We start from the raw sequence: 23,202 nt of genomic DNA, 5'->3' as shown, positions 1-23,202 counted from the left end.
CTCCTTTGTTATGGAAAAAAGTCATTTAGCGACAGCCTGGTCGAAAAATGACTTTTCGGTGTTATACGAATCTGCTTTTAATATTCACGTGATGGCAATGCTTCTTTGGCTTGCTCCGATGTGAAGGTCGTCTCATCCGTAACGATTCGGGGTTCGATATCTTTCCCGTCCACTACCGATTGAACCGCTTCCATTAATTGAGGTCCTAACAACGGATTACATTCAACGATAAAGTTGATTTTGCCATCAGCAGCAGCCTGCATACCATCCTTCACGGCATCCACAGAGATAATGGTAATATCTACGCCTGGTTTCAATCCTGCCGCTTCAATGGCCTGGATTGCCCCAAGTGCCATATCGTCATTATGTGCATAGAGAACATCTATTTTTTTATGTGCTTTGAGGAAAGCTTGCATGACTTCTTTGCCTTTGGCACGTGTAAAGTCACCCGATTGTGAAGCAATCACTTTAAGCTTCGAATTGGAAGCAATCAATTCCATAAAGCCCTCTTGACGGTCATTCGCTGGTGCGGAGCCTGTTGTACCCTGCAGCTCAACAATGTTGATTTCGTCTTGTGTGTCTTTGTATTGGTCACTAAGCCACTGACCTGCTTTGCGTCCTTCTTCTACAAAGTCGGAACCAATAAAGGTTTTGTAGAGGGTTTTATCCGGCGAATCCACAGCACGGTCCGTCAAAATCACGGGAATTCCTGCATCCTTCGCTTCCTTCAATACGGTATCCCAACCGGATTCTACAACAGGGGAAAAAGCAATCACCGTCACCTTCTGTTGTATGAAGGATCGCAAAGCTTTAATTTGATTTTCCTGCTTCTGCTGCGCATCGGAGAATTTCAAATCATAACCCGCCTCTTTGGCTGAATCCTGAATCGACTTGGTATTCGCCGAACGCCAGCCACTCTCCGCACCAACCTGCGAAAAACCAAGCGTAATTGTTTTGGCGCTGGCAGGTGTACTGCCATTCCCACTCGTTGAAGTTTCATTATCGGAGCCTGCTCCTCCATTGGTACTGCTACATGCCGTGCTGACCAGCATCACCATAGCCAATGTTATGGCAAGTCCCCACTTTTTTTTGGTTCGCATGTTGTGATCCTCCCTTTTTTCGTTTCACCTTGTGGTGTGACCACATTATAGAACGCTTTCATTCCGAGCTTATATGGAGTCTCATACTTTATTTATGTAATAATTTAGTAATTTCAAAAAATGGAGTTTAAAAAGTGTAATTTCTTTGTTTAATTGTGTAGTATTTAGCGATTCTCTTACATATTAGAAAATCATGTTATACTAATGATACATTTTTGATCCCTTCAGATGGAGTGGAATACGTTGAAACTCATTCAATGGATTGCTTCAAGCCTCAGGCTTAAATTACTCAGCATGTTTATCATCCTCAGTTCAGTACCACTGATCGTGGTTGGATTGATTTCTTACCACAAATCCTATACTGTCGTATCCAATCATAACAAGGCCTCGACACAGCTGGTTGCCGACCAGCTTGCCAGGAACATTGACATCTTGTTTGAGGATACGGAACGGCTGCTCGAACTGGGCAAGAACCCGCAAGTGCTTCAATACTTGTATTCTCAATCGGAGTCCTACCCAGAAGCCAAAGCCATCCTTCAGACATACAATCTTTATCGGGAAACCTACAAGTATGACAAGGTACTTAATATCTCATTCGTGAATTTTTATGGAAAAGGCATAAGTGAACGAAAAGGCGTGTTCAAGCTGGAACGAAATCCGCTGCGTAACCCGTACTTCAAGTATCTGATACAGTATCCGGATGCCATTCTGCGCATCCCTCATTCTGCAGCCTATGCGGAATATAACAGGCTGGATGGGTTTGCTTACCCTAAACAGAATGCGCTTTCAATTATAACCACGGTCAAAGAGCGAATTACGCATGAGGTCATCGGGTTCATAGTGATTGATTTGAATGATTCATTCATTGATGATTTTTTGACGAATACCCCCATTAAGGATTCCGGTTTTTTCTATATTAGTGATCAATACGGAAATACACTCTTCAGGCCGGATGTCACCCCGGTATCCATAACCATGATGGATCAGATCCGATCGGTCCCTTTACATCTACAGCACGACAGCTTTATCCTGTCTGCAGGATCCAAGCCCCAGTTTGTTGTATACAGCACCTCAAAACAGACCGGATGGAAAATGATCGGGGTAGCTCCTTATCAGGAAATCATTGCAGAGGCCAATAGCATTCGCCAATTGATCATCATTACGGTTTTGTTAAGTGCTTTCTTTGCGATATCGTTATATTTTTTCCTGAATAATCGACTGATTCTTCCCATCCGGATTCTGATGAACAAGATGCGTAAAGCTGCAAACGGTTACTTGGAAGCCAAAGTCACACCACACGGCTCGGACGAAATTGCTGATCTGGGCAAAAGCTTCAATGTGATGCTGGATAAGCTCAAAATGCTAATCGAAAAGAGCATTCGAGAGAATGAACAGGTGAAAATAGCTGAACTACGTACGCTGCAAGCTCAGATCAACCCTCATTTCCTCTATAACACGTTGGAATCCATCCTATGGATGGCTGAAGCAGAGAAAAAAGAAAATGTAATCAAACTTGTGCAAGCCCTCTCGAAGTTCTTTCGTTTGAGTCTGAACAAAGGATTCGACTGGGTATCCATTCAAACCGAGCTTGAACATGCGCGGAGTTACTTGGTTATTCAACAGATGAGGTACCACGATATTCTCACCTACGAGATCAGCGTTGATCGTGAGCTTCAGGATTATCCCATTTTGAAAATGACGCTGCAGCCCCTAATTGAAAACGCGCTCTACCATGGGATCAAGAACAAACGCGGTCAAGGGCTGATATCCATTCACGGATATGTAGAGGACAATAGCATCATTCTCACCGTACAAGACAACGGAATCGGCATGTCTGCGGATCGATTGGCACAATTACGTGAAGAGCTGGAGAAGCCGGCCGGTTCCCGTTCACCCCAAGATGACGAGCAGGAAGGCGGATTTGGTCTGCTCAATGTACATCACCGGATTCGACTCTATTTTGGACCAGCTTATGGCGTTGAAATGGAAAGTACCTATATGGAAGGCAGCACATTTATGATTCGTATCCCCAAAAGCAAGGAGGTTAACCGTTGAAAAAGGTGATGATTGTGGATGACGAAATTGGAATTCGGGAGAATATACGGAGCTGCATCGATTGGGAAAAGGAAGGTTTTCACTATTGCGGGGATGCACCCGACGGCGAGCTTGCGTTACCTTTAATTCATGAATGGGCTCCGGATATTCTAATTACGGATATCAAAATGCCATTTATGAACGGATTGGAACTGACCTCCATCGTTCGCACTCAACAACCTGATATCAAAATCATTATCATGAGCGGTCATGATGAATTCAGCTATGCCCAGGAGGCTATCCGACTTGGTGTGACCGAGTACTGTCTAAAGCCCATTAGTGCAGCAGAGCTAATCCAAATGCTTCATAAGGTCAGCAAACAAATGGATGAAGAACATCAACGCATGACAAACCGGACGATCACCAAAGAAAAACTGCTGGCCGATCTGTGCGGAGGACTCATCGGTACAACCGATGCGATTGAATCAGCCAAACTACTCTCACTTCCACTCTCGGCCCGGTATTATACAATTGTCATTATCGACTTTCGATTAACAGATGACTCCCGGGACCCGGAATCCCTGATGAAGAAGCTGCTTCCCATACTGGAGGAAACTCGTGATCCCCACGTCGAACTTCTTCCTTATATTCGAAGCCGGACCGAGTTGGTGCTTCTGCTCAAGTATCACTCCGATGACAGCATATCCGTATATCTGGAGCAGCTTCGCGGGCGGGTTCGTATGGAACTTGAGCATACGTTCAAATGTAATATTATTCTGGGCATTGGCAGTCAACAGGAGCGGCTGCAAGGAATTCATGTCTCGTATCTGGAAGCGGAGGAGGATAAATATATTAATCGACTCACCCTTCAGAACAGAGCTTCTCTACATGACATTAACCTGGATGAGCAAACGACTCTTTTTCTCGACAGGAATTCGTTTCTTGAATTTCTCAAAATCGGCAGCCCCAATCTGCGTGACCATTTTGTGCAAGAGTTTGCCGCTCCATTACAGTCCTTCGACTGGAAGTCCTCCTCATATGGCTTCTATCTGTTGAATGATCTTACGCTGGAGTCGTTTCGGCTCGCGAATCAGTTTTTCCGCATGAGTGACCATTCGGATGAGAACATTACTTCCCTGCAACAGACGATTCGGAAGATTACGTGCTGGGAGGATTGTACCCAATATCTGTGTTCCCTGCTTAACCTGTTATGGCAGAGAAGAGCAGCGTGCTCTGGAAAATACAGTGATGTCATTGATCAGGTGAAAGCCTATGTATCCCGTGAATACAATAACGAACAGGTCTCGTTGAAGATGATTTCTGCACACGTCAGAATCAGTCCAAGTCATCTAAGCAAGATTTTTAGTCAAGAAACTGGTCAAACGATAACGGAGTATCTAACCCAGATTCGAATCGGCAAAGCCAAGGAGCTGCTGAAAACAACCAACAACAAAACCTTTGAGATTGCTTACAAAGTTGGTTACAACGATTCTCACTATTTTTCTAATATATTCAAGAAAACAACCGGTTTTACGCCAAGAGAATACCGCACTCAAGGAACCGAGGAATCGCAGGCCAGACCATCAGATATGAGAAAAGAGTCAATGTATGAATAAAGCCAGATTTGCACTTTTACTTACACTAATCCTTCTGTTCCCGATGATCATTTCATCCGGTTCGGCACACATTCGCCCACAGCAGATGGATGCAACACTTCCTGCGACTCCACCTGTAGACAAAACTGCAGCGAGCAAAACTTTCGGTATTATCTATCCAATGACGTATCCAACCTATGAGATGATCACGAAGGATGCAACGGAGTATGCAGGGAAACACAATATCACGTTAATTGTAAACGCACCTGATGAAGCCAATACCGAACAACAGATCCGTATCATGGAGAATATGATCAAACAGCATGTGGACGGGATCGCTATATCTCCTGTGGATGCTGCTGCACTTGCACCCGTTATTGATGCAGCCCAAGCTGCGGGTATTCCTGTCATTACATTTGAGTCAGATGTCCCATCCAGTCATCGAATCGCTTATGTGGGCGCCGATAACTATCGCACTGGCCAGCAGTTCGCGATGACGACTACAAGACTTCTGCATAATCAAGGCATGATTCTTGTCGAGAATGGTTTGGAGGAGATGCAAGGTTTGCAACAGCGGCTTAATGGATTCATTGATTATATCCGCAGTGAAACAGACATCGAAATCTTGGAAGTTCGTTATCATCAAGGGAATGAAGATCAAGCCATGTCCGATATGGAGAACATGATTCAGGCTCACCCTCACTTCAATGCCATTATCGGGCTCGATTTTGTTTCTGTCTCTGCCTCTACCCTGATCTGGAAAGCAAAAGGCCTTAACCGGCATTTAATCGCGTTCGGTGATAGCCCGACTAGTGAAAACGGGTTGCTCAACGGTCAATTGTCTGCCGTTATTTCACAGAATGAAGGAGTCTGGGGTGCCAAAATGATGGAGACCCTGTTACTCGCTAGCGATGGTGTGCCTGTGAAGGAATTTATTGATACGGGGATCATTGAAATAAATCAGAAAGAAAGCAATTAAGGGGATGTCCGCCTGTCATTCTGATGACAGGCGGACATCCCCTTTTAATTTTCGTACACGTAGTTATTTCTACCCTTTACGGTTTAGCTTCATAATGATCCGATCCAGGATGAACCCCACTCCGCCCCAAAACATCAAATGGAACAAGTATATTAACGGCCTGAACAATGAGTTCGTCTCTGGATTTGTATTTATCTTGGTCAACCAGTCATTCAGCAACGGATTTATAGGATTCGTTAGGTAAATCAGAATATTCTTATCATCATTTCCTGATAGATTAATGAAACATACGGTTAGCGAGAAAATAACAAACCAAAAAGTCAGCTTTTTCAGTATGCTCAGCATGACGAGTGGGAGAACCTCCTCTCAAGTATGATGATCGCTTTTGATAAGCTATTTTTTCCATTCATTTTCTAATATGCTCATTTCGATTAGATTCCAGAATGTATCTTCATATCTTCTCGCATCACGAATAAGTCCCTCTTGTACAAAGCCCGCTTTTTCATAACATCGGATGGCTGAGACATTAAAATCAAATACGCCCAGACTGATCCGGTGCAACTTCTCCTCTTCAAATCCAATTCGAAGTGCCTCATCGATCATTTGCTTCCCATAACCTTTACCCTGATACGGCTCGCCAAGTAGCACCTTACCGATACGCCCTGAACGATTATATCGATCGATACCGCCAAGAGCAATATGACCCACAATCTCCTGAGTTGATTCATCCATCACTTTATAAATGAACTTATTTGAAGTGTTCTTATCATTGGCACCCTGCAAATAATCCGATAGTTGCTCTCTGGAAAGTGGATATTGGAACTGAGGGCCGGCCCACTGGAGCAAAAATGCTTCATCCCCACTCCATTCGATCAGTTGATCAAAATCTTCCGGTTCAAAGTATTGGAATGTAATCATGTATATCCGCCCTTTCTTTTTTATGTCATATCATAACCTATTTCAGTTCTCTTGTGTCGTCATAATTATGAGTTTCATCAAACGCTCTGTTTCTTATATTCATTTCATGAATGTAGTTTCTGACAACATTCATTGTACTAATTAAACAGATAACTCCACCCAAAATGCATATCGCGCCTATCCAATAATTCAGTACAAAATTCACTTGATAATCACTCGGAGTATAGCTGCCAGCTGCTGCTGACTGGAATGCTGCATACCCTAGCTTAGGAATCACCTCTTCAATCATTTTCGAGATTGTAATAATCACAATTCCCAGCATGATAAAGAGTAATGAGAAAATAATGTGTATATGCTTCAAAGACAAGCTACCTCCTTTACAATCCAAATCGCGTGTGTTTTGGCACTACTTGCATCTTAGAAGCCGAACGACTTCGCCATCAATCAGCCCTTCACTTACGCTGTGAAAACCAAATGATTCATACAGATTTCCGGCGATACCATTTTCCGGCCTGTGTCCAATCATGATGCGTTTGCAATTCAGCGATTCTTTCATTAGATCAATCAACTTCCTAAGCGCTTCTCTTCCATAACCTCTGCCCTGATATTTTGTATCTATCATTAGAGCAAGAAGCCAGTAGTTATCCTCATGATCGGGCTTATCTGAGTACACAGCAAAACCAACCAGATCCGAATCATAATAGATGGCCATGGGTCGAAAATCGGTCACGACCTTGGATTCAGCAATCCAATATACAACTGGCGCGGGAAAACTTTTTCTCTGCTCTTCAGTTACATCCAGTTGGGTGCAAGCATACCAATTATCCACCGACACACGTTTTAAATGAATCATAGTTTGAAATTCCTCCTCGTGAAATTACACAGAGGAATCCCTCGGAACCCCTTCTTGGGTCCTCTGCGCTAGACAAAAACACCTCTGGCAACTTTATTTCTTCTACCCAGATTCGTATTGTTTCTCATATCACATCACTCCTTTCATGTTGTTGTGCAGGCCTCTTGCGACTTAAATCACCTCATGCTAAACCTTTGATCTCTAATAGTTCAGGAGTATGTTTTACAAGGTCAGCTATTACATAAGAAGCATTAACTGCTAATGCATCTTTAACTGCCTCAGTCCCTCTTGTCTTCCAGATCGAATATATCCATTTGGAAAAACCATATGCATTCATGTGGTGACCACGTTCCTGTATATGCATAAACAATTTCACACTTTCCTCATACTTTTCGATATCCGTTAAAATACATGCCAAATTGTTTAACGCAATGTTGATATCTCTCTGCGAATTTCTGGAGACATTAATATCCTCCCAGCTGCCGACCACTTCATCTTTTCTTGAAATAGGCATTGCTCCATCATTGATTTCATCAATCCAGTCCATCGTTTCGTTTACAAGAGCTTCAACTCCCGCAAAATCGCCGGCATGATGCATATAGGCCAGACGCTGTTTGTTATATGTAATCCGGGCAAAAAGAATATTGGACCATGTCTCATCTTCTTGTATAAGCTGGTTCATATTTTCAAGCACACTGTCCATTTCACTGTATCTCTCCAAAACCCAAAGCGAACCACCCAAAGCCCGATGACTCTCGAACCGAACACCTCGGTTGGTATCCAACTTCGGGGCATGATCACAAGCATACTGGTACCAATCCATCCAATGATCAAAGTAGTTCCCCAGAGATAATGACAACGCTTGTGTCGAATCCGAAACGATCCAGTGTAACTGCTCCGGGGCGAGGTTTTTTCTCCCCCATTCGAAGAATTCCCGGTGATTGGCATAAAGCGGTTCCGGCTCTCTTAACAAGGCATAACCATCTGAAATATTCCAGTAGACCCAGCCTCGTTCATGGACAGACAATTTCCTGGATTGTTCGAAGTTTTTCAGTAACTCAATCATACCCTGATGATCCCCTCGAACTACTAATTCCTGAAAAGATTGAACGATATTCATCCCCATCCTCCGTCCCTAATTAGTTTCAACCCAGCTATGTCAATGGCTTCGTGCCGCAAGCTGTAATGAAATTCATCATGGCATAGGCTTCCGGCGAATGATTTATCGCTTCAGAAGCTTGTTGCAGCTGAGCAAATTCCTCCGAACTGATCACACCTTTTTCAGCAAAATGTACAAAACGATTAAGATTAAACTGGTGCTTAAACCCTTCTATGCCTAACAGATCACTATGTTGAAGGACAGAATCAATGTCAACATCGATGTATCCGCTCTCAGAAAGGAGACGCGGCAGACTTCTGCCAATTAAACGATTACCGCCGTGTTGTGCTACATAGTTCGAAATTTTCATTAATACCGTATGCAAAGCAGGAACATCAGGATTCACTGCTCCAAAAACGCCGTCATCCACATCAATAATGGCAAGACGGCCGCCAGGCTTCAGTACACGATATATCTCTTGTGCAGCTTCGTCAGGATTGTTCAAGTGAAGAAAGATAAGTCTTGCCACGACAAAATCAAAAGAATCATCAGGCAGATCCATCTGGTAGATGGAAGACTCTACAAATTGCAATCGCTTGGAAGGAAAATTTTTCAGCCGTTCTTTGGCTTGTGCTTGCAGTGAACGATCAATCTCAAGCGAGGTAAGCTCGCTGTCCGGCAGACTGCTCAATAGTTGCTCTGTAATGTAACCTGGTCCGCTTCCGACCTCCAATACACGCATTCCATTTTTCAAACCATACCACTCTAGATTTCGAAATTCTTTGGACCACCCCATTACCGCCTGCATCTTTAACCTCTCTAATTCCTCTTGTAAACTTAACACTGCCGTTTGGATACTGTATGTTGAACGCGGATCACTCATATATTCCCTCCTGTTCTTCTGTGGAAAAATAAAAACATATATCCTTAGACCTTTTTCTTCCCTAGAAAAAGGGCAACCTTATGATTCAATTGTTCCCCTGCTTGAGCATCTGTAGAAACGGCTTCACGAACATGCAATTTTGTCATAGATAACTTGTCTCCTTATGGTTTGGATCATGACGTAATTGATCTATTTATAGCTCAAATTTTATATAACTCTTCTGGATTAACGAAAATTCCCCTATCTTTCTATTCTTGATTTTAACATGAACAACCTTCTATATCTCAGAAGCAATAAGGATATATCGGATATATTGACAGCACACTGTCAATTAATTAAGATAAACATATGAAATACAACCAAAATATAGAAGATCCACTAAGCAAGTTTTCCCTTCACATCTTTCACATTCATGGATTATTGATGCGTTCGGGGGATATCGTTACACGTTCACTCCATCAGAGCAGTGCCCGATGGCAGGTATTGGGTCGCATTGGACATGGTACACCGACAGTAGCCAAAATCGCCCGTGATATGGGGCTAGCCCGCCAAAGTGTACAGCGCATTGCAGATGTATTAACCGATGAAGGGCTCACTATGTACAAAGACCATCCGACAGACCGACGAACCAAGTTACTTGAATTAACGGGGAAAGGAGAAGAAGTGCTGGAAGCGATCTATACACAGTACGATGAATGGAACCAGTATATTATGGCTCACCTTGATCCGAAGCAATTATTAGATATAACGAATGCTCTCGGCCAAGTCGGGCAAATTTTAGAAAAGGAAATTACACAGTTTAGCGATAAGGTGAATGAGTAGAGAAGCTTAATCTAATCCAAAACAATGATTGGGGTGTTCTTATGAAAAGTATCTTCATTAAAACGCATGCTGTGGAAATCGTAGAGCGTATTGATAGACTCAGTGCAAATTCCAAGCCTGAATGGGGAAACATGCAGGTCCCTCAAATGCTGGCTCACTGCTCGGCATTTCAAGACATTCCCATGGGGAATGCTTTTCCACCTAGAGGATTGCTAGGAAGGCTCGTTGGAAGGTTCGCCAAACCGATGTTTTATAACGAAAAGCCATTACCGCATAATATGTCGACCATCCCAACAATTATTATAGAAGACAACAGAGAGTTTATCGTAGAGAAAGAGAAACTGAAACAAAAGATTACAACTTTCCAAAGTCTTGGTCCAAGAAAATGCTCCTCTCACCCCCATCCTTTTTTCGGAAGATTAACACCTGAGCAATGGGGTATAGGCATCTATAAACATTTAGATCATCATCTAAAGCAATTTGGAGTGTGATTCGTAAAACGAACGTTTTTTTTGGAAATTATGGATTATACTTGTTATTCATTGATGAACTTCCCTAGCAATGACTCAACTTCATTAACCCAATCTCCTTCTTCGTCAGCCAGTAAAGTCCTCCAACCAAGTAGCTTAGCAGAATGTAAATTTTTCTCTTGATCATCTATAAATAGAACCTCTTCTCCAGCTGCCAGGAGGGTTTTGACCCGTTGGTATATCTCAATCTCAGGTTTGCATAAACCCACTTGATTAGAGATGGTTACACTTTTGGTAAATGAGCTTAAACAGCTCAGATTCGGCTCAATCCATTCCTTACAATGATTGCTGAGTAGATGGATATCTGCGAACTCACTCCATCGCTCAAGGTATTGAGCGGCTGGTAAGGGAACAATTGAATTGTATAAGATGTCCTTCGCTCGGCTTATTGATAATTCGGGATACATCTCCTTCAACGATTGCCAGAACTCTTCTTCCCTCATCATTCCTGTCCAGAGCTTTCGTTTGATTCCTGCAAAATGTACTTTCAAAGATTCTGCCGATAGGTTGGTTTCCTCACTCATATCTTTCCAGCACGTCAACGACATATTACTTAACAAAACCCCTGCGATATCTAAAACGATCTGTGGTCTGCCTTTCATTTTATCGACCCCCGAGTTCAACTAATACGACGTATAACAGGCCTTAAGTCACTTAAAAGCGTCATGCGGAAGGACAGCATGCACACCCTTAACGCCATTCACAATTTGGGTGATACGCAGGTCAATTACCGCGCTTCCAAGTGCAATCGCTTCCACTCGATCTAGTCCGTACAACTCACCCATCAGATCGAGCATCCCGTCTAATGCTTGAACCGTAGCCTCATTCAGATCTTCATGAAAACCGAAGGTAATCCAGCCGGATGGCGTATGTGCACGAGGATTGGTCAAAATCATATCATCAATCACATTAAGCGTGACATCCACCACTTCCATCGGACATTCAATGGCCTGACTGACAGCTGACTTCACCGTCCCCCTGCCGTGCATGACCATCACCAATCGCGAGATAACCCCCGTCTACGGGGATAGGTAAATATAATTTACTTCCCTGCACCAGTTCCTTGCAGTCGATGTTCCCTCCACAATAGCGAGGCGGCCAAGTCGTATGAATTCCTCCCGATTCTGGCGGCATGCCCACTACACCCATAAACGGCGAGAGAGATACAGTGAAGGACTTTCCTTTTATTTCACAGCTTCCACTCATCGTTCGGCGATCAAGTGTCCAGTTCAGCGACAGTTCTTCAACCTCTGTTAGATGTAACTTCTGGTTCTGCCAGTTCGGATATCCGCCGGCGGAAGTAAACCCGTAACTCCCGGGTACGATCTCATTAAAAACAATCTCCAACGTCTGTCCTTGCTTCGCCTCATCGATATAGATCGGACCGATTAAGGCATGACCTCCATCTTTTTCACCTTGACGATCAATAGGTTTCATGCGTTCCACATAACTCACACCTGTTCCCCAGCCCGCATCCAGCGTCTGAAAACGAATAGAGTCACCAGATTTCACGCTCAAAATGGGAGTTACCTCATTGGTAAATGAACCAATCAGATTTTCCTGAGTTAATTCAATCGTATGAATGGTCATCATAACCTCCACAGTTTCGGAATTCAGCTTTTTGCTTAATTATCACGGTATCGAGTATCTTTATTTGCAATAACGATCCGCTTCCATGATCATATGAACTTCTCATCCTTTCTAATAAATAACTGTTCAAGCTCTTCTCTCGTCACTGGATGTAAAATAATATCTTGTGAATTTATCATTCGTTCTACCAGATTAGAATCTTTCACTTTACGTCCCCATTTTCTTGAAAAAGACCTCCAATCACATACCATTTCTATCAAATATTTCGTAGGCATGGGCAGAGCTTCTTTTGTATTCCTATTTACAATCCAATACTCCCAATGATGTTTGTTATGATTTTGGTGATGTAGCCATGCATTCTTCCATCTTAGATGGGTGTCTTCATCCTTCTGTTCTGAATAAAAATGAATTGCATAGGGAATAAATTCTTGCGGAAAGAACTTGGATATATCATGAATTAAACCTTGCACATACAGACCTTCTTGCCAACATTCGATCAGCACGTTCAATTTATGCTCAACAACATATAGAAAATACCTCCAGTATGCGGAACGAATGGTCACCATCCCCCATAACGTTGTGTTTAGAACAGCGCTGCAATAATCTTCTCTGCACATTCTTCCGGTGTGTTCATACTTGTATCAATCGAATACCTATAGTTGATGTTTTGGGCCATGATTTGATACTGCTCATCCGATTGCTCTTCTCTTCGATCCCCACGTTCGATCTTCCGCTGACGACAGATATCGAGAGGACAGTGTAGTTCTACAATATCCAGTGGATACCCTTCAAAAATCTGTTTGACTTGTTCATAATGCGGCGCGAGCTCCGGTCTTTCCACAAGTATGCCATCGATCAGAACATGCTTTCCATGGTCTGAAAATACTTTTGCCGTATGATACATCATTACAATCGCTTCACTCAGATACTTCCAGTAATCCGTCTGAAGATGTTTATCACCAATCGTATTTTCAAATAAATCATTAGCCACAACATAGAAAAACGGATCATCGTATGATTGCATCGCCTCTACAATTGAAGTTTTACCAGAGCTGGTTACACCGTTCAAAAATATAATTTTGCCTTTTTCCATGATGTTCATCTTCCTTTGCTTAAGTATAATTTTATAAATGTAATACAGCGTGTTCTACGTGTGTTTCATTGATTTTTTGAGCAGCATGATTTGGCCAATATGATAGGCATTATGAATACATAGATTTGATACAACTCCCCACCATGGCGCGTTGAAATAGGAAGGGATCTCACGGGTCAATTTATGTTCTTCGCTGTCTTCTAGTGCCCTGTTCCAATCACCAAAGACGGTTTTCAGTCTATGTAATGTCTTGCCCCACTCCACTTCATTCAGGTTAGACGTATCTATGTCGAATGTATCCTCATTATTCACTGAATTCTGCCCGTTGACCTGTTCGGCAATATATCTCTCAAGCCACTTCTCATTCCAGAAAATAAGATGATTGACGATCGCCCAAATGGAATGCTCTCCCTTATTCTTTACAAAAGCGGCCTCCGCCGCATTGAGGTCTGTCAAAATATCATGAAGCGGAATAAACCAGCTCTTGTCATGATAACAGGCGTTTAATTGGTCTATGAGAATAGCTTTGTAACTCATCGCTGCACCTCACTCAGATTAATATAAAATTTATCCGTTCATTGACTTCGCGATCTTCATCACAAGATCTTCTGACATGTTTCCGCCAATGATCTCGTATTGCAGCGCCTTCCCATGCACGTCCTCTTCGATCCATATCAATTGGGAAGTTTCGTTATTGAAAATATAAAATGCTTCGACGCCACGTATGGCTACCTGTTTAACCTTAGTACCATCATGATCAGGCAATGCGATCCGGCTCTTTGTTGTCCCGAAAATATTAAGTTTATAACCACCGTATTCTTTATATGTGATGCTGATGCCCACAACCTTCTTATTGGGCTTCAGGTCTCTTATCACTACATTTCTGCCTGACCTGTTACTTTCTTCAATCATTTCATCGATTTCTTGCGGAGTTAAATTATCAAATCCATAAAACACATGAATGGCATCTATATCAGAATCAATCGGAAATTTCGGCTGCCATGGAGAGTAATGCCGTTGCAATAGCTCCAGACCATCTTCCCATGGAATGGCTGCATAATTGGTCTGTTGCGTGAATTGATTCTCTATAACATCTGCGGTGTAAATCGCCTTCCCGTCACCAGGCTTTAAGTCAATGACTATCCGGTCAATCGCATGATCATTGCGTAAGGATTCAATTTGAATTTTTCCAAGCACATCTCCGCTTTTGTTTTTGATATCCATTGGTCTTTCACTCCTTTGTTTTCAAAAATACCTTTCTGAACTTCATGCTATAGAAAGCTGAGACCTACAGAAGATAAAACGATCATGAGGACTCCAAATATGCAAATCGTCGGCAAGATATCCTCGTAACCATAACTTGTCGTTTATTCGTCTGAGATAAAAACCTTTTGGAAATTCATTATCCTCCGTAAGGGCTGCAGATGCTATCGTAATGGAGCCGGACGGAGCTTTCTTACCCTCTGAAATATTGGTAGAACATATCTCAGGCTGATCCAAACATTGCATTCTTAGATAAGGTCCTAACTCAACCGGACAACATTCTAGCCCAAGATCATTTGCTCTTCGAAAGAGCTGAAAAGTCGTAGCACCATCCGAAAATCCAAGTTGTCTGACGGTCAACTCAACCGTTTGCAAGCTTTGCTTTGTACCGGAAACTACAAATCTCTCATCATTTAACAACTGTTCTCCATATTTATTTAATAAAATAGAGTGTTGGTCCAGTTTCTGAATAAGCTCTGGCTTTGTTAAACCGCCAACGTCAACTATTCTAATTTCAACTGCGCAATCAGGGTATACTTTTTCGTCTTCAATCAACATTTGTATCTCCCTAATCTAGTTTTCTTATAATTGACTTTATATTTAAAACGCAGTCACTCATCTAGTTCTGAATCCGTTTACATACAAATGCTCAGTAAATGATAGCAGCAAACCAAGGCTCCTCAGAAATTCAATTCACAATCACGGTGTTCCCACACATCAAACAAGTTACCGTCCAGATCTTCTAACACAAAAAACTTCCCATACTGTCCCTCATCACTAACAGCCCCTACTTTCACATTCTCTGATGTTAAGTAGTCATGTAAAGAACCAATGTCATCAGTGAAAAATGTAATGACCCATCTCTTTTTCTGATGCACTTCAAATGTCGCTCGTGTTTCATTGTCGCTTTGAATCAAGTCCAAAATTGGGCGATCACCCCGAAATAAACTCAAATATCCTTCGCGTTGGTGGCGAATGTTAAATCCAAAATGCTTTACAAACCAGGCAGCTGACACTTCCAAATCTTTCACTGGAATTACATTATATGCTATGCCTAGAATTCTTCCTTTCCCCATTATGTTACCTCCACACTTGAAATGTATAAAACCCTACCACCCTTGCGATGTTATACAAGATTTAATTTGAGCAATATGATGCTGCCCGTGCCATACAAATCTTTGAATCGCGATATCCAATGTAATTGCACCTAACACTTCTGTTCGGAGTGTTCGTCTAAACTGATCGGGATGTAAACCATACAACAGAGTGAGAAATCGCTTGTGCAGTATCTCCATCAGCAAAATTGAATCTTCGATGGGCGTATTCCTGTAATCAAGTAATGATGCCCATAAATCCTCTCGATATGAGCTTGCCATCGGTTCCTCTTCAGTTAACGCTCTCTTAAATCTGATATAAGCGTTCATGTCATTGTCCGCAAGGTGGTGCACAATCTGTGTAATCGTCCAACCGCCATCACGATAAGGAATACAAAGTTGATCATCATTGAGATGTTGTGTAATCTCTCTTAAGGTTTTCGTAATTCCGGGAATTTGACGAATGATGTGGATTCGGTCCTCATTAGAGAATTTAAGACTTGGCTCAAAGTGTCCTATCGGAAAGCGTACATTTTCTTCCAAGGTTGACCACCTCTCCATTTCTCTACTATAGAACCAAATCATATCGAATATAACCCACAATGTTCCATTTGCGAAGTGTAAAAGCAAAAAAAGAAGCAACCTGTATTCTCGGGCTGCTCCTTATATTACACTACTCTCATATCTGTATTTTGATTAGAAAACTAGCGCAATTAAACCTGAGTTACGAAGGTACAAACATATAAAAAGCGCCCCTATCTTGGGTCGAATGGTGTTTGTCTAGAACATCGCCAACCAAGGTAGGAGCGGCTTTAAGGTGGAGTCTACCATAATGAGTGACCTTATTCTGAAAATTCAATCAAAAAAGGATGGCTTTTCTCATCTAATGCATTATGAATTCTTTCATAGAAATTCCCCCATGTTATCATTTGCCCAGCTTCTTCTAAAGTAAAGTAGCCCACTTCTTCACTTTCATCACTGGTAGTTAAAGCTCCACCAATCGGTTTTCCAGTAAATATATTGTTGCATACACCGCGCGTTATGTTCTGATACAAACCACAAAATTTTATTAATTCAATATCAATCCCTGTTTCCTCTTTCACTTCTCTGACTGCTGCCTGCCTAATAGTCTCTCCTTCTTCAACACAACCTTGAGGCATTTCCCAACCTCTTCGTCCTTTCATGAGTAAAATCTCATTATGTTCATTGAGAACGATTACACTAGCAGAAACGATAAATTTCATTCTAATTCCTCCTATGCTGCTTTAAATAACCACTCTTCCTCGAATGGAATAGCTAAATCCCTAGAACTGAAACATAATCTTGAGTTGTTAATTGCTTTTTAATCCATACAACAAACTCTATGATTAATTCACGAAGTCTCTGAACACTATTGAGAAAATCTTGTTGAAACTCAACTTTAGAACTGCCAAAGAAGAAATACACATGTTCATTTATTAATTCAATTGTTACTTTTTCATCAAGGAGATTAGCAAACGTTTTCAAATCCTCAAGGATCACCTCCCACGTTTTCCGATGTATTTCGTTAAATGCATAATGATCATATCCAGAAAATATATTTTCTATTGATTTCTCTACAAAGCCGAATACTTCCTCATCAAAGTAAATTGAGTCCTCATTCCAACATTGCCCAAGGTACTTCCCGGGTAAAACTTCAATATAACCAGTTCCTTCAAGTTCTTCCCTATCTCTTATTATCTTCATCGTTCACCCTCATTAAATAGTTTCGTCGATTTCACATACTTTTCTGTATATAAGACCCAGCGTAGGCTGGGTGTACTGCTTATTGGGCCCAAGGATCAATGTCCACCGTTTAATTGTTATATTACCTCCTGGTCCTCTACCAAAACTTCTGCTGACAGAGGGACGTATATCCCGATGTGTAAATACGGAGTTATGTGATTTCACTGCCTTCATTGAGTAAACTTATCATTTGCCTGTTGGTTTTTTATGATTATCACTTTGTCTTTATAAGGGGACAAGAAACTACAGATTTCTTTCCGATTTGTACTATTAAATTTATGATTCCAAATAAGCATTTCAATTAGTCCTCTTAATGTTTGCTTGTATATAGATCTTTCTGCGCCTATTCTTTGTTTAACAAATCTCATGATAATTCTAAAATGTCGAATCAATACATTAGTGTCTAGGTAATAAATTACATCTGCTCTTGAAAAGCTATCAGAAAGCCATTTATAATATACTCCCTCTACAATCCAACTATCATTATCAATTATTTTATGTAGTAATTTATCTCTCACGTCTGGAGAATTCTTTCCTGAAAACTCCACTTTACTGCTCCACATGACTGTATCTAGTTCGTGAATTTTTATATTTAACTTTTCTGACAAAACTTGACCAAGGTATGTTTTTCCGCTACCAGTTGAACCTATAATATGAATTCTTAAAGGTCTAGACATAATTAGCTTCTCCTCTTTAATTTATTGCAGTGATTTCTAATCACCTTCCTTTTTTTATGCAGTTCAACAAACTCTCGGAGGTGTCTGCCAAAATATTAACTTCGAAATCCATTTAGCAGACCAAGGCTCCGTTAGGAGCCGTTGCTTTATGTCATACGACGGAATCTCAATTTTGGTTAACAGCAGATGTTATCATCCCATCATTGATCTGCTATATGCTCCAATAGATCTCCAGGCTGGCATCCCAATGCCGTACATAATTTATCAATTACTTCTAAAGATACATACTCATTCGTATTGAGTTTTGCCATCGTTGCCGATGAGATCCCCGTGATTTTTAATAAATCCTGCTTCTTAATCTCCCTGTCAATCAATAATTTTTGAAATGGTTTATAACTTATCATCTGGTATCCCTTCATATCCGAATTGAAGCTTTATATAGGACCTTCTCAAAAACAAATTCATCTAATCAATTCTCATCTGATCGGAATCTTTACTTCAATGCTATACCATATCTGAAATAAACATGGCTTTAGTTCCTTCTTCTGGCTTAAATCCAAATATTCCATAGAATTTTTCTGCACTATCATAGGATATAAGTACTTTTGTTTTGACATTAGAATATCGACTAAGCATTTGTTCCATCATTCTCTTTCCAATTCCTAATGATTGATATTCTTTGTGTACTAACATGTAATGAAAATATACTGTCATCACGCCGTCAGACAATGCATTTATTAAACCAACTAATTTGTTATCATCCCATGCAGTAATAACCGTATGCGAGTTGTTTATTGCTTGTCTAAGATCTTCTGGGAAATCTCCTGATTTCCAGTCCACCGAGTGAAACAGTTCTTGAATTGCGTGTGTATCAATGTCTTTTATTTCTTTGAAAATGATTGTCATAATATTGCTCCTATGCTTGTTGTTTTGATTGGGAGTATTGGATAACGTTTCTGTATTCTTGAACCCAAAGGGGGGGCTGCTGAAATTCCTTCTCAAAATCTATCCACAGACCAAGGCTCCGGACCTTCACTATTTATTTTTCTCCTGGTACGTATTCGATCAAATCAGATAATTTACAATTAAATGTATCGCATAGCTTGAATAAGGTTTCCAGCTTTGTTGTTTCTATATTTGTTTCCCTATAGAGTTTATTGATCGAATTCCGGCTTAAGCCCGATTTTGCCATCAATTCTGTTATATCATCTATTCGATGTTCTGCCATGAGTTCTCGTATATTACACTTGATTATGTTCATCTTTTCCCCTCCGTAATTCTATCTTATCTTTCATATTAGCAATCATCAACAGAAAGCGAAGTTTTAACTCTACAAAGTCAAATATTCACCTTGCAATTAACTCTAAGAGGTCATATAATAACTTTATAGAGTTAATTAAAGGAGGAACTAAATATGATTAATACTGTAGAATCATTAACAGAACCACTGATAAGAATACGTTTAGATTTGCTCTATACTAAGCTTCTGGAGTGTCATAGAGAGTACACTCAGCTTTCTGCTGAGACAGATGAATATTTTAAAACACTTCGTGATGCTTTGCCCGATCAACTTCAACATACAGTTTTTCTTTACGAAGACGCACAAATCTCACTCCAATCCATCCTAGAAAGAAGTATCTACATACAAGGTTTCAAAGATGCCCTACAACTATTTAGTGAATTGCAGAATTCTAGTATATAGAGGGTTATATGACCCTCTTTTTCTAATTTCTTGTACTAAATTCTTGTATATATTTTTTTCTATCTTGTGCATAGTGTTCAGTGTAGTTAGTTCCTTTAAAACTTTCTATTACACTTCTCCAAAATGTCCTTGCCGGAAGATTGCTCTCCATTTGCGAAATCTTCCAATTCGCTTTGTACATCTTAAATGCTTCTATTGCTGACTTTGATTCCCCTTAGATAGCTCTTATCTTAAGTAAAATTAAAGTGTCGTATGGATTCATTTCATCGAAACTTCGCAGGCGACCAAGGCGTGGTATCCCCGCAGCTTGAATACATTGTTATGTGCCGTTACTGCTTCGAGGCATCACCTAAAAACCTTTGATCCAGATTCCAACTTTATTTTTTACTTTGGTATAAAAACTCAACTTCACCATCTAGCAAATATCGATATTCAAATAATTGCATTGTTCTTTCCCTAATTCTCTCCCGTATAACCGTGCCTAGGCTTACCGAACCTTTTGATCCAAGGTAACCATTATTAATAAATGCCTTCTCTACAAATTTTGTTTCCTTTAAGTGATATTGTAACCATTCTTTCTGCGATTCGATTAGTGCTTCTCTTGGTTCTCTATCCAACTTAGAACAAAGCTTTTTATATATTTGATTCAACTCTTTATCCCAAATCTCTGTATATTTGCTTTCCAACGCCCCCCATCCCATTGTTGTAATAATCTCTTTTGAATTTTGAGCCTCATTAAATTCCACTTCATAATCATGATCTATAGGATTTCGAAGCATTTCATCATAAAATTCTCCTTTCAATTCATAGTTCCCAATGCTCATGGATAACACTTCATTGTTAGAAGCATCTGATCGACCTTCAGTTATTTCTTTCGGTTCTGTTCCATTGCCTGTACTCACTTCATCAGGAGGCAGTTCAGAATTCATTTTTGATTTAGTTTCGCTGTTCAAGGTAGTCGGTAGACTACTATCTTGACAAGATGAAAACATTATCGTAATAAAAAATAATAAGAGTATCTTACTTTTCATAAGTTTTCTCCTTAAATATTATCTTTAATATTTACAGGTAATGGCGCATAACGCTCTCCGCATTCACGAACCCGAGAGGCTTAAGGTTGCCGCAGCGATAAAACGAAGTAATCGCCTTGCTGGGTCGAAGACTTAGCCTCGCAGGTGTTATCGCTGGATAAGCTTCCTCGAAATGCCTCTAACGGACCGAGGGAGCGACAGCGACCGAAGCGTTGAATGTGTTGTTATATGCTTCCCGGGCTTCCTGAGTCATCTCTCAGTTCTTTAAGTTCATGTTTTAATTTTTCTATCTCTTCATCTTTACTAGCTATTATAACGCTAAATTTATCATCGATATTTTTCAATCTATTTTCTACGTCTTCAAAGACCTCTAGTACGTTATCTATTTCTTGGTCTGATTTTAGTCCGATTAGGAAAACAACAATACCTAAACCTAAAAGAACAATTGCATCATTTAATTTCAAAATTAATTCCTGTTCCCAACCAAGTGTGAGATGAGGCAATGCTACTATAGAAAATGCAGTTAAGAATAGTAGAGAGAGTTTTAAAAATCTAAGAATCTTCCCTTTCCAACTATAGTATTTTTCTTTTTCCCTTTTTAATTGCTCAAAATGGTGAGTTGTTAAATCAAATAATATGAAAAAGAAGCCAGCAATAGAGAAACTAAAAGTAAATACCGGATTTAAAATTACAAAATCAGTTAATCTCCAATAGCCTAAGAACATAAAACATAAACCTATAAATTTTGTTATTGCGTTTGTATTGAACAACTAAACCTCTCCTCGGGGTGTAAATTCTTGCCTGATTGTATATAACGTTGTTGTATGTAATTTATCGTCTTTAAGTATATTTTGTTTTATTCGATTCCAAATTCTGATCTCTTCAGTTCCTATTCCCTCGGAAAGATAATCATCAAATGAAGATATTATAACTATCATCAGCATAAATTTCTCTTTGTTGTTAAATTTATTATTTTCATAATATGTAATAAATTCATTTACTTTCGAAGAATCAGCCAACGTATATTCCCAGTCCTGTGAAAACGGAGTAAGTGGCGGTAAATGTAATTTCTTTATAATACTTCAATTAATTCTTTATCAGCAAACTTAGGACTAGTCTCCCCCATTTGTCCGCACCTCTTATTTATTTCTTATTACAGCAATTTCATCTAACGTTTTGTATTGACGACGTCCTGGCCCCTTAGAGTCGCTACTTATAGTTGTGAGGCTTGCCGAACACCTAATGAAGTAACGTCCCGACGGACTTAGGGGCTGATAGGGTCACTCGCTTCTCAGAGTGACCCCGAGCGTCAATATGGTGTCAGTTGAAGGAATTTCTGGAAGCAGCCATTGTATTTAGAGCGTTCTCAAAATAGCGATATACTTCCTCTGCAATTCTCAGAAACTCTTCAACAAGTACATTGCTACTATCCAAGTAACAAGCATATAGATACTCAACTAAAGCGGAGTTAATCTCACAATAGTTTAATATGGCGTTCTTCATCTTAATGATTTCGTCTTCCCATACCCCTGTATCTTCTAAAACCAAAGAATATAATGCACGAATTAATCTCTTAGAGTAACCTTTAATATATCTAGTTTTCATTGAGTGATCACTAACATTAGAAAGTGAACGATGTACACGATCTACTTCCTCCTTGGTATCTGTATTTAAGTCTAAAATGAATTCAGGAGAAATTATGATCGGGGGTACTTTTTCACCAATGTCCTCCCCATGTATGCAAACACAAATAATCTTAATCCAAAAACCCCAATCATTCGGTCTACTTAATACATCATCAATCGAGCAAATGATCGTATCTATCTTAGTGACAAATGAATATTCTTCCAAAAGCCTGTCTTTAATCATTGACAATCTTTCGTAATCAATATCTTCGGGATTTGCACATACAATAGTAAAGTCTGCATCTGACTTAAAAGGTTGAGCCGTTCCTTTGGGAATCGAGCCACACATATAAATGCTATGAATCTTATCTTTGAATTCGTTAAGAATATGATCCACATACTTATCAACCAAATCCTTATATTCACTTTGTATGGTAATTTTATTTATAACTTTTTCTAATATCATATAGACCCCTCCTAAAATAAGAACTTCTTTCGGCTAACGTTGTTGTATTCCTGACGTTCAAGCAGCTTACCGTAGGGAACGAGT

Annotated in this window: 31 protein-coding genes; 6 read left to right on the top strand and 25 right to left on the bottom strand. The window is 40.3% G+C overall.

Annotation, left to right across the window (positions count from 1 at the left end):
* Positions 1-77: 77 nt before the first annotated feature.
* Positions 78-1,100 (bottom strand): ABC transporter substrate-binding protein, encoded by a 1,023-nt coding sequence (locus PAEAM_RS20365; protein ID WP_100528760.1) that lies wholly within the window; start codon positions 1,098-1,100, stop codon positions 78-80.
* Between the two features lie 243 nt (positions 1,101-1,343).
* On the opposite strand from PAEAM_RS20365, the gene PAEAM_RS20360 reads away from it, so the two are divergent.
* Genes PAEAM_RS20360 through PAEAM_RS20350 form a run of 3 tightly spaced genes read left to right on the top strand, consistent with a single transcriptional unit; the run spans position 1,344 to position 5,708 of the window.
* Positions 1,344-3,155, top strand: a complete 1,812-nt coding sequence (locus PAEAM_RS20360) for a cache domain-containing sensor histidine kinase (protein WP_100528759.1) — start codon at positions 1,344-1,346, stop codon at positions 3,153-3,155.
* A gap of 5 nt (positions 3,156-3,160) precedes the next feature.
* On the top strand, positions 3,161-4,750 hold the full coding sequence (locus PAEAM_RS20355; protein WP_243391429.1) for a response regulator: 1,590 nt from the start codon (positions 3,161-3,163) through the stop codon (positions 4,748-4,750).
* Positions 4,743-5,708 (top strand): sugar ABC transporter substrate-binding protein, encoded by a 966-nt coding sequence (locus PAEAM_RS20350; protein WP_100528757.1) that lies wholly within the window; start codon positions 4,743-4,745, stop codon positions 5,706-5,708. Before PAEAM_RS20355 ends, PAEAM_RS20350 begins: the two co-directional genes overlap by 8 nt.
* 393 nt (positions 5,709-6,101) lie before the next feature.
* Here PAEAM_RS20350 and PAEAM_RS20340 read toward each other — a convergent pair whose 3' ends face one another.
* The 5 genes from PAEAM_RS20340 to PAEAM_RS20320 form a co-directional block, all read right to left on the bottom strand.
* Positions 6,102-6,626 (bottom strand): GNAT family N-acetyltransferase, encoded by a 525-nt coding sequence (locus tag PAEAM_RS20340; protein WP_100528756.1) that lies wholly within the window; start codon positions 6,624-6,626, stop codon positions 6,102-6,104.
* A 37-nt stretch (positions 6,627-6,663) separates the two neighbouring features.
* A complete protein-coding gene (locus PAEAM_RS20335) occupies positions 6,664-6,987 on the bottom strand; it encodes a hypothetical protein (RefSeq protein WP_100528755.1) in 324 nt (107 codons plus the stop codon).
* A 45-nt stretch (positions 6,988-7,032) separates the two neighbouring features.
* Complete coding sequence (locus tag PAEAM_RS20330; protein ID WP_100528754.1) at positions 7,033-7,479, bottom strand: GNAT family N-acetyltransferase; 447 nt, start codon at positions 7,477-7,479, stop codon at positions 7,033-7,035.
* Between the two features lie 181 nt (positions 7,480-7,660).
* The gene (locus tag PAEAM_RS20325) at positions 7,661-8,599 is read right to left on the bottom strand and encodes a hypothetical protein (RefSeq protein WP_100528753.1); all 939 of its coding nucleotides are present in this window, start codon (positions 8,597-8,599) and stop codon (positions 7,661-7,663) included.
* Between the two features lie 34 nt (positions 8,600-8,633).
* Positions 8,634-9,461 carry a methyltransferase domain-containing protein gene (locus PAEAM_RS20320; protein ID WP_100528752.1) on the bottom strand — a complete coding sequence of 276 codons (828 nt, stop codon included), beginning with the start codon at positions 9,459-9,461 and terminating at the stop codon, positions 8,634-8,636.
* 348 nt (positions 9,462-9,809) lie between these two features.
* Here PAEAM_RS20320 and PAEAM_RS20315 point away from each other — a divergent pair, with 348 nt between their 5' ends.
* Entirely contained in the window at positions 9,810-10,283 is a 474-nt protein-coding gene (locus PAEAM_RS20315; RefSeq protein ID WP_047842571.1) for a MarR family winged helix-turn-helix transcriptional regulator, read from the top strand.
* Positions 10,284-10,324: 41 nt separating this feature from the next.
* Positions 10,325-10,774, top strand: coding sequence for a DUF1569 domain-containing protein (locus tag PAEAM_RS20310; protein WP_047842570.1), 450 nt, complete (start codon positions 10,325-10,327; stop codon positions 10,772-10,774).
* 44 nt (positions 10,775-10,818) lie between these two features.
* On the opposite strand, the gene PAEAM_RS20305 is transcribed toward PAEAM_RS20310, so the two are convergent.
* The 16 genes from PAEAM_RS20305 to PAEAM_RS20235 all read right to left on the bottom strand — a co-directional run bounded on the left by PAEAM_RS20305 (position 10,819) and on the right by PAEAM_RS20235 (position 19,555).
* A complete protein-coding gene (locus PAEAM_RS20305; RefSeq protein ID WP_100528751.1) occupies positions 10,819-11,415 on the bottom strand; it encodes an HAD-IA family hydrolase in 597 nt (198 codons plus the stop codon).
* 48 nt (positions 11,416-11,463) lie between these two features.
* A complete protein-coding gene (locus PAEAM_RS32635) occupies positions 11,464-11,784 on the bottom strand; it encodes a hypothetical protein (protein ID WP_321163447.1) in 321 nt (106 codons plus the stop codon).
* The gene (locus PAEAM_RS20300; RefSeq protein WP_321163446.1) at positions 11,756-12,406 is read right to left on the bottom strand and encodes an acetamidase/formamidase family protein; all 651 of its coding nucleotides are present in this window, start codon (positions 12,404-12,406) and stop codon (positions 11,756-11,758) included. The genes PAEAM_RS32635 and PAEAM_RS20300 overlap by 29 nt, the downstream gene beginning before the upstream one ends.
* 86 nt (positions 12,407-12,492) lie before the next feature.
* On the bottom strand, positions 12,493-12,969 hold the full coding sequence (locus tag PAEAM_RS20295) for a DUF5662 family protein (RefSeq protein ID WP_047842568.1): 477 nt from the start codon (positions 12,967-12,969) through the stop codon (positions 12,493-12,495).
* A 17-nt stretch (positions 12,970-12,986) separates the two neighbouring features.
* Positions 12,987-13,496, bottom strand: coding sequence for a phosphotransferase-like protein (locus PAEAM_RS20290; RefSeq protein ID WP_100528750.1), 510 nt, complete (start codon positions 13,494-13,496; stop codon positions 12,987-12,989).
* 54 nt (positions 13,497-13,550) lie between these two features.
* Entirely contained in the window at positions 13,551-14,033 is a 483-nt protein-coding gene (locus PAEAM_RS20285; protein WP_100528749.1) for a DinB family protein, read from the bottom strand.
* A gap of 30 nt (positions 14,034-14,063) precedes the next feature.
* Entirely contained in the window at positions 14,064-14,720 is a 657-nt protein-coding gene (locus PAEAM_RS20280) for a DUF4367 domain-containing protein (RefSeq protein WP_100528748.1), read from the bottom strand.
* Positions 14,721-14,762: 42 nt separating this feature from the next.
* Complete coding sequence (locus PAEAM_RS20275) at positions 14,763-15,317, bottom strand: helicase (protein ID WP_100528747.1); 555 nt, start codon at positions 15,315-15,317, stop codon at positions 14,763-14,765.
* Between the two features lie 122 nt (positions 15,318-15,439).
* A complete protein-coding gene (locus tag PAEAM_RS20270) occupies positions 15,440-15,835 on the bottom strand; it encodes a VOC family protein (protein ID WP_100528746.1) in 396 nt (131 codons plus the stop codon).
* A 33-nt stretch (positions 15,836-15,868) separates the two neighbouring features.
* The gene (locus tag PAEAM_RS20265) at positions 15,869-16,396 is read right to left on the bottom strand and encodes a YfiT family bacillithiol transferase (RefSeq protein WP_243391413.1); all 528 of its coding nucleotides are present in this window, start codon (positions 16,394-16,396) and stop codon (positions 15,869-15,871) included.
* Between the two features lie 299 nt (positions 16,397-16,695).
* The gene (locus PAEAM_RS20260; protein WP_047842564.1) at positions 16,696-17,097 is read right to left on the bottom strand and encodes an NUDIX hydrolase; all 402 of its coding nucleotides are present in this window, start codon (positions 17,095-17,097) and stop codon (positions 16,696-16,698) included.
* A 52-nt stretch (positions 17,098-17,149) separates the two neighbouring features.
* Positions 17,150-17,578, bottom strand: a complete 429-nt coding sequence (locus tag PAEAM_RS20255; RefSeq protein WP_047842563.1) for a hypothetical protein — start codon at positions 17,576-17,578, stop codon at positions 17,150-17,152.
* A gap of 209 nt (positions 17,579-17,787) precedes the next feature.
* Positions 17,788-18,294: a P-loop NTPase family protein gene (locus PAEAM_RS20250; protein ID WP_100528745.1), complete on the bottom strand. Its 507-nt coding sequence runs from the start codon at positions 18,292-18,294 to the stop codon at positions 17,788-17,790.
* Between the two features lie 200 nt (positions 18,295-18,494).
* Positions 18,495-18,698, bottom strand: coding sequence for a helix-turn-helix domain-containing protein (locus PAEAM_RS20245; protein ID WP_036670472.1), 204 nt, complete (start codon positions 18,696-18,698; stop codon positions 18,495-18,497).
* 100 nt (positions 18,699-18,798) lie between these two features.
* Positions 18,799-19,200, bottom strand: a complete 402-nt coding sequence (locus PAEAM_RS20240; protein ID WP_047842561.1) for a GNAT family N-acetyltransferase — start codon at positions 19,198-19,200, stop codon at positions 18,799-18,801.
* Between the two features lie 133 nt (positions 19,201-19,333).
* The gene (locus PAEAM_RS20235; RefSeq protein ID WP_179086413.1) at positions 19,334-19,555 is read right to left on the bottom strand and encodes a helix-turn-helix domain-containing protein; all 222 of its coding nucleotides are present in this window, start codon (positions 19,553-19,555) and stop codon (positions 19,334-19,336) included.
* Positions 19,556-19,708: 153 nt separating this feature from the next.
* On the opposite strand from PAEAM_RS20235, the gene PAEAM_RS20230 reads away from it, so the two are divergent.
* A complete protein-coding gene (locus tag PAEAM_RS20230) occupies positions 19,709-19,996 on the top strand; it encodes a hypothetical protein (protein ID WP_036609138.1) in 288 nt (95 codons plus the stop codon).
* 377 nt (positions 19,997-20,373) lie between these two features.
* Here the strand turns inward: PAEAM_RS20230 and PAEAM_RS20220 are convergent, their stop codons facing one another.
* The 3 genes from PAEAM_RS20220 to PAEAM_RS20205 form a co-directional block, all read right to left on the bottom strand.
* Positions 20,374-21,027: a lysozyme inhibitor LprI family protein gene (locus PAEAM_RS20220; RefSeq protein WP_100528744.1), complete on the bottom strand. Its 654-nt coding sequence runs from the start codon at positions 21,025-21,027 to the stop codon at positions 20,374-20,376.
* A 224-nt stretch (positions 21,028-21,251) separates the two neighbouring features.
* A complete protein-coding gene (locus PAEAM_RS20215) occupies positions 21,252-21,797 on the bottom strand; it encodes a hypothetical protein (protein WP_100528743.1) in 546 nt (181 codons plus the stop codon).
* A 550-nt stretch (positions 21,798-22,347) separates the two neighbouring features.
* A complete protein-coding gene (locus PAEAM_RS20205; protein ID WP_100528742.1) occupies positions 22,348-23,118 on the bottom strand; it encodes a nucleotidyltransferase domain-containing protein in 771 nt (256 codons plus the stop codon).
* Positions 23,119-23,202: the final 84 nt, after the last annotated feature.

The organism is Paenibacillus sp. GM1FR, assembly GCF_002803315.1.
Taxonomy (GTDB): domain Bacteria; phylum Bacillota; class Bacilli; order Paenibacillales; family Paenibacillaceae; genus Paenibacillus; species Paenibacillus amylolyticus.
Note: the sequence above shows the minus strand (reverse complement) of the source record. Positions and strands in the feature narration are given on the sequence as shown.

Coding starts and splice junctions, on each gene's coding strand:
- PAEAM_RS20250 (WP_100528745.1), bottom strand. CDS start 18,294: ATGTCTAGACCTTTAAGAATTCATATTATAGGTTCAACTGGTAGCGGA.
- PAEAM_RS20325 (WP_100528753.1), bottom strand. CDS start 8,599: ATGAATATCGTTCAATCTTTTCAGGAATTAGTAGTTCGAGGGGATCAT.
- PAEAM_RS20285 (WP_100528749.1), bottom strand. CDS start 14,033: ATGAGTTACAAAGCTATTCTCATAGACCAATTAAACGCCTGTTATCAT.
- PAEAM_RS20220 (WP_100528744.1), bottom strand. CDS start 21,027: ATGAAAAGTAAGATACTCTTATTATTTTTTATTACGATAATGTTTTCA.
- PAEAM_RS20365 (WP_100528760.1), bottom strand. CDS start 1,100: ATGCGAACCAAAAAAAAGTGGGGACTTGCCATAACATTGGCTATGGTG.
- PAEAM_RS20235 (WP_179086413.1), bottom strand. CDS start 19,555: ATGAACATAATCAAGTGTAATATACGAGAACTCATGGCAGAACATCGA.
- PAEAM_RS20300 (WP_321163446.1), bottom strand. CDS start 12,406: ATGATGACCATTCATACGATTGAATTAACTCAGGAAAATCTGATTGGT.
- PAEAM_RS20280 (WP_100528748.1), bottom strand. CDS start 14,720: ATGGATATCAAAAACAAAAGCGGAGATGTGCTTGGAAAAATTCAAATT.
- PAEAM_RS20340 (WP_100528756.1), bottom strand. CDS start 6,626: ATGATTACATTCCAATACTTTGAACCGGAAGATTTTGATCAACTGATC.
- PAEAM_RS20275 (WP_100528747.1), bottom strand. CDS start 15,317: ATGTTGATTGAAGACGAAAAAGTATACCCTGATTGCGCAGTTGAAATT.
- PAEAM_RS20330 (WP_100528754.1), bottom strand. CDS start 7,479: ATGATTCATTTAAAACGTGTGTCGGTGGATAATTGGTATGCTTGCACC.
- PAEAM_RS20305 (WP_100528751.1), bottom strand. CDS start 11,415: ATGAAAGGCAGACCACAGATCGTTTTAGATATCGCAGGGGTTTTGTTA.
- PAEAM_RS20205 (WP_100528742.1), bottom strand. CDS start 23,118: ATGATATTAGAAAAAGTTATAAATAAAATTACCATACAAAGTGAATAT.
- PAEAM_RS20270 (WP_100528746.1), bottom strand. CDS start 15,835: ATGGGGAAAGGAAGAATTCTAGGCATAGCATATAATGTAATTCCAGTG.
- PAEAM_RS20315 (WP_047842571.1), top strand. CDS start 9,810: ATGAAATACAACCAAAATATAGAAGATCCACTAAGCAAGTTTTCCCTT.
- PAEAM_RS20350 (WP_100528757.1), top strand. CDS start 4,743: ATGAATAAAGCCAGATTTGCACTTTTACTTACACTAATCCTTCTGTTC.
- PAEAM_RS20260 (WP_047842564.1), bottom strand. CDS start 17,097: ATGAAATTTATCGTTTCTGCTAGTGTAATCGTTCTCAATGAACATAAT.
- PAEAM_RS20240 (WP_047842561.1), bottom strand. CDS start 19,200: ATGACAATCATTTTCAAAGAAATAAAAGACATTGATACACACGCAATT.
- PAEAM_RS20230 (WP_036609138.1), top strand. CDS start 19,709: ATGATTAATACTGTAGAATCATTAACAGAACCACTGATAAGAATACGT.
- PAEAM_RS20320 (WP_100528752.1), bottom strand. CDS start 9,461: ATGAGTGATCCGCGTTCAACATACAGTATCCAAACGGCAGTGTTAAGT.
- PAEAM_RS20245 (WP_036670472.1), bottom strand. CDS start 18,698: ATGATAAGTTATAAACCATTTCAAAAATTATTGATTGACAGGGAGATT.
- PAEAM_RS20255 (WP_047842563.1), bottom strand. CDS start 17,578: ATGAAGATAATAAGAGATAGGGAAGAACTTGAAGGAACTGGTTATATT.
- PAEAM_RS20295 (WP_047842568.1), bottom strand. CDS start 12,969: ATGGTGACCATTCGTTCCGCATACTGGAGGTATTTTCTATATGTTGTT.
- PAEAM_RS20290 (WP_100528750.1), bottom strand. CDS start 13,496: ATGGAAAAAGGCAAAATTATATTTTTGAACGGTGTAACCAGCTCTGGT.
- PAEAM_RS20310 (WP_047842570.1), top strand. CDS start 10,325: ATGAAAAGTATCTTCATTAAAACGCATGCTGTGGAAATCGTAGAGCGT.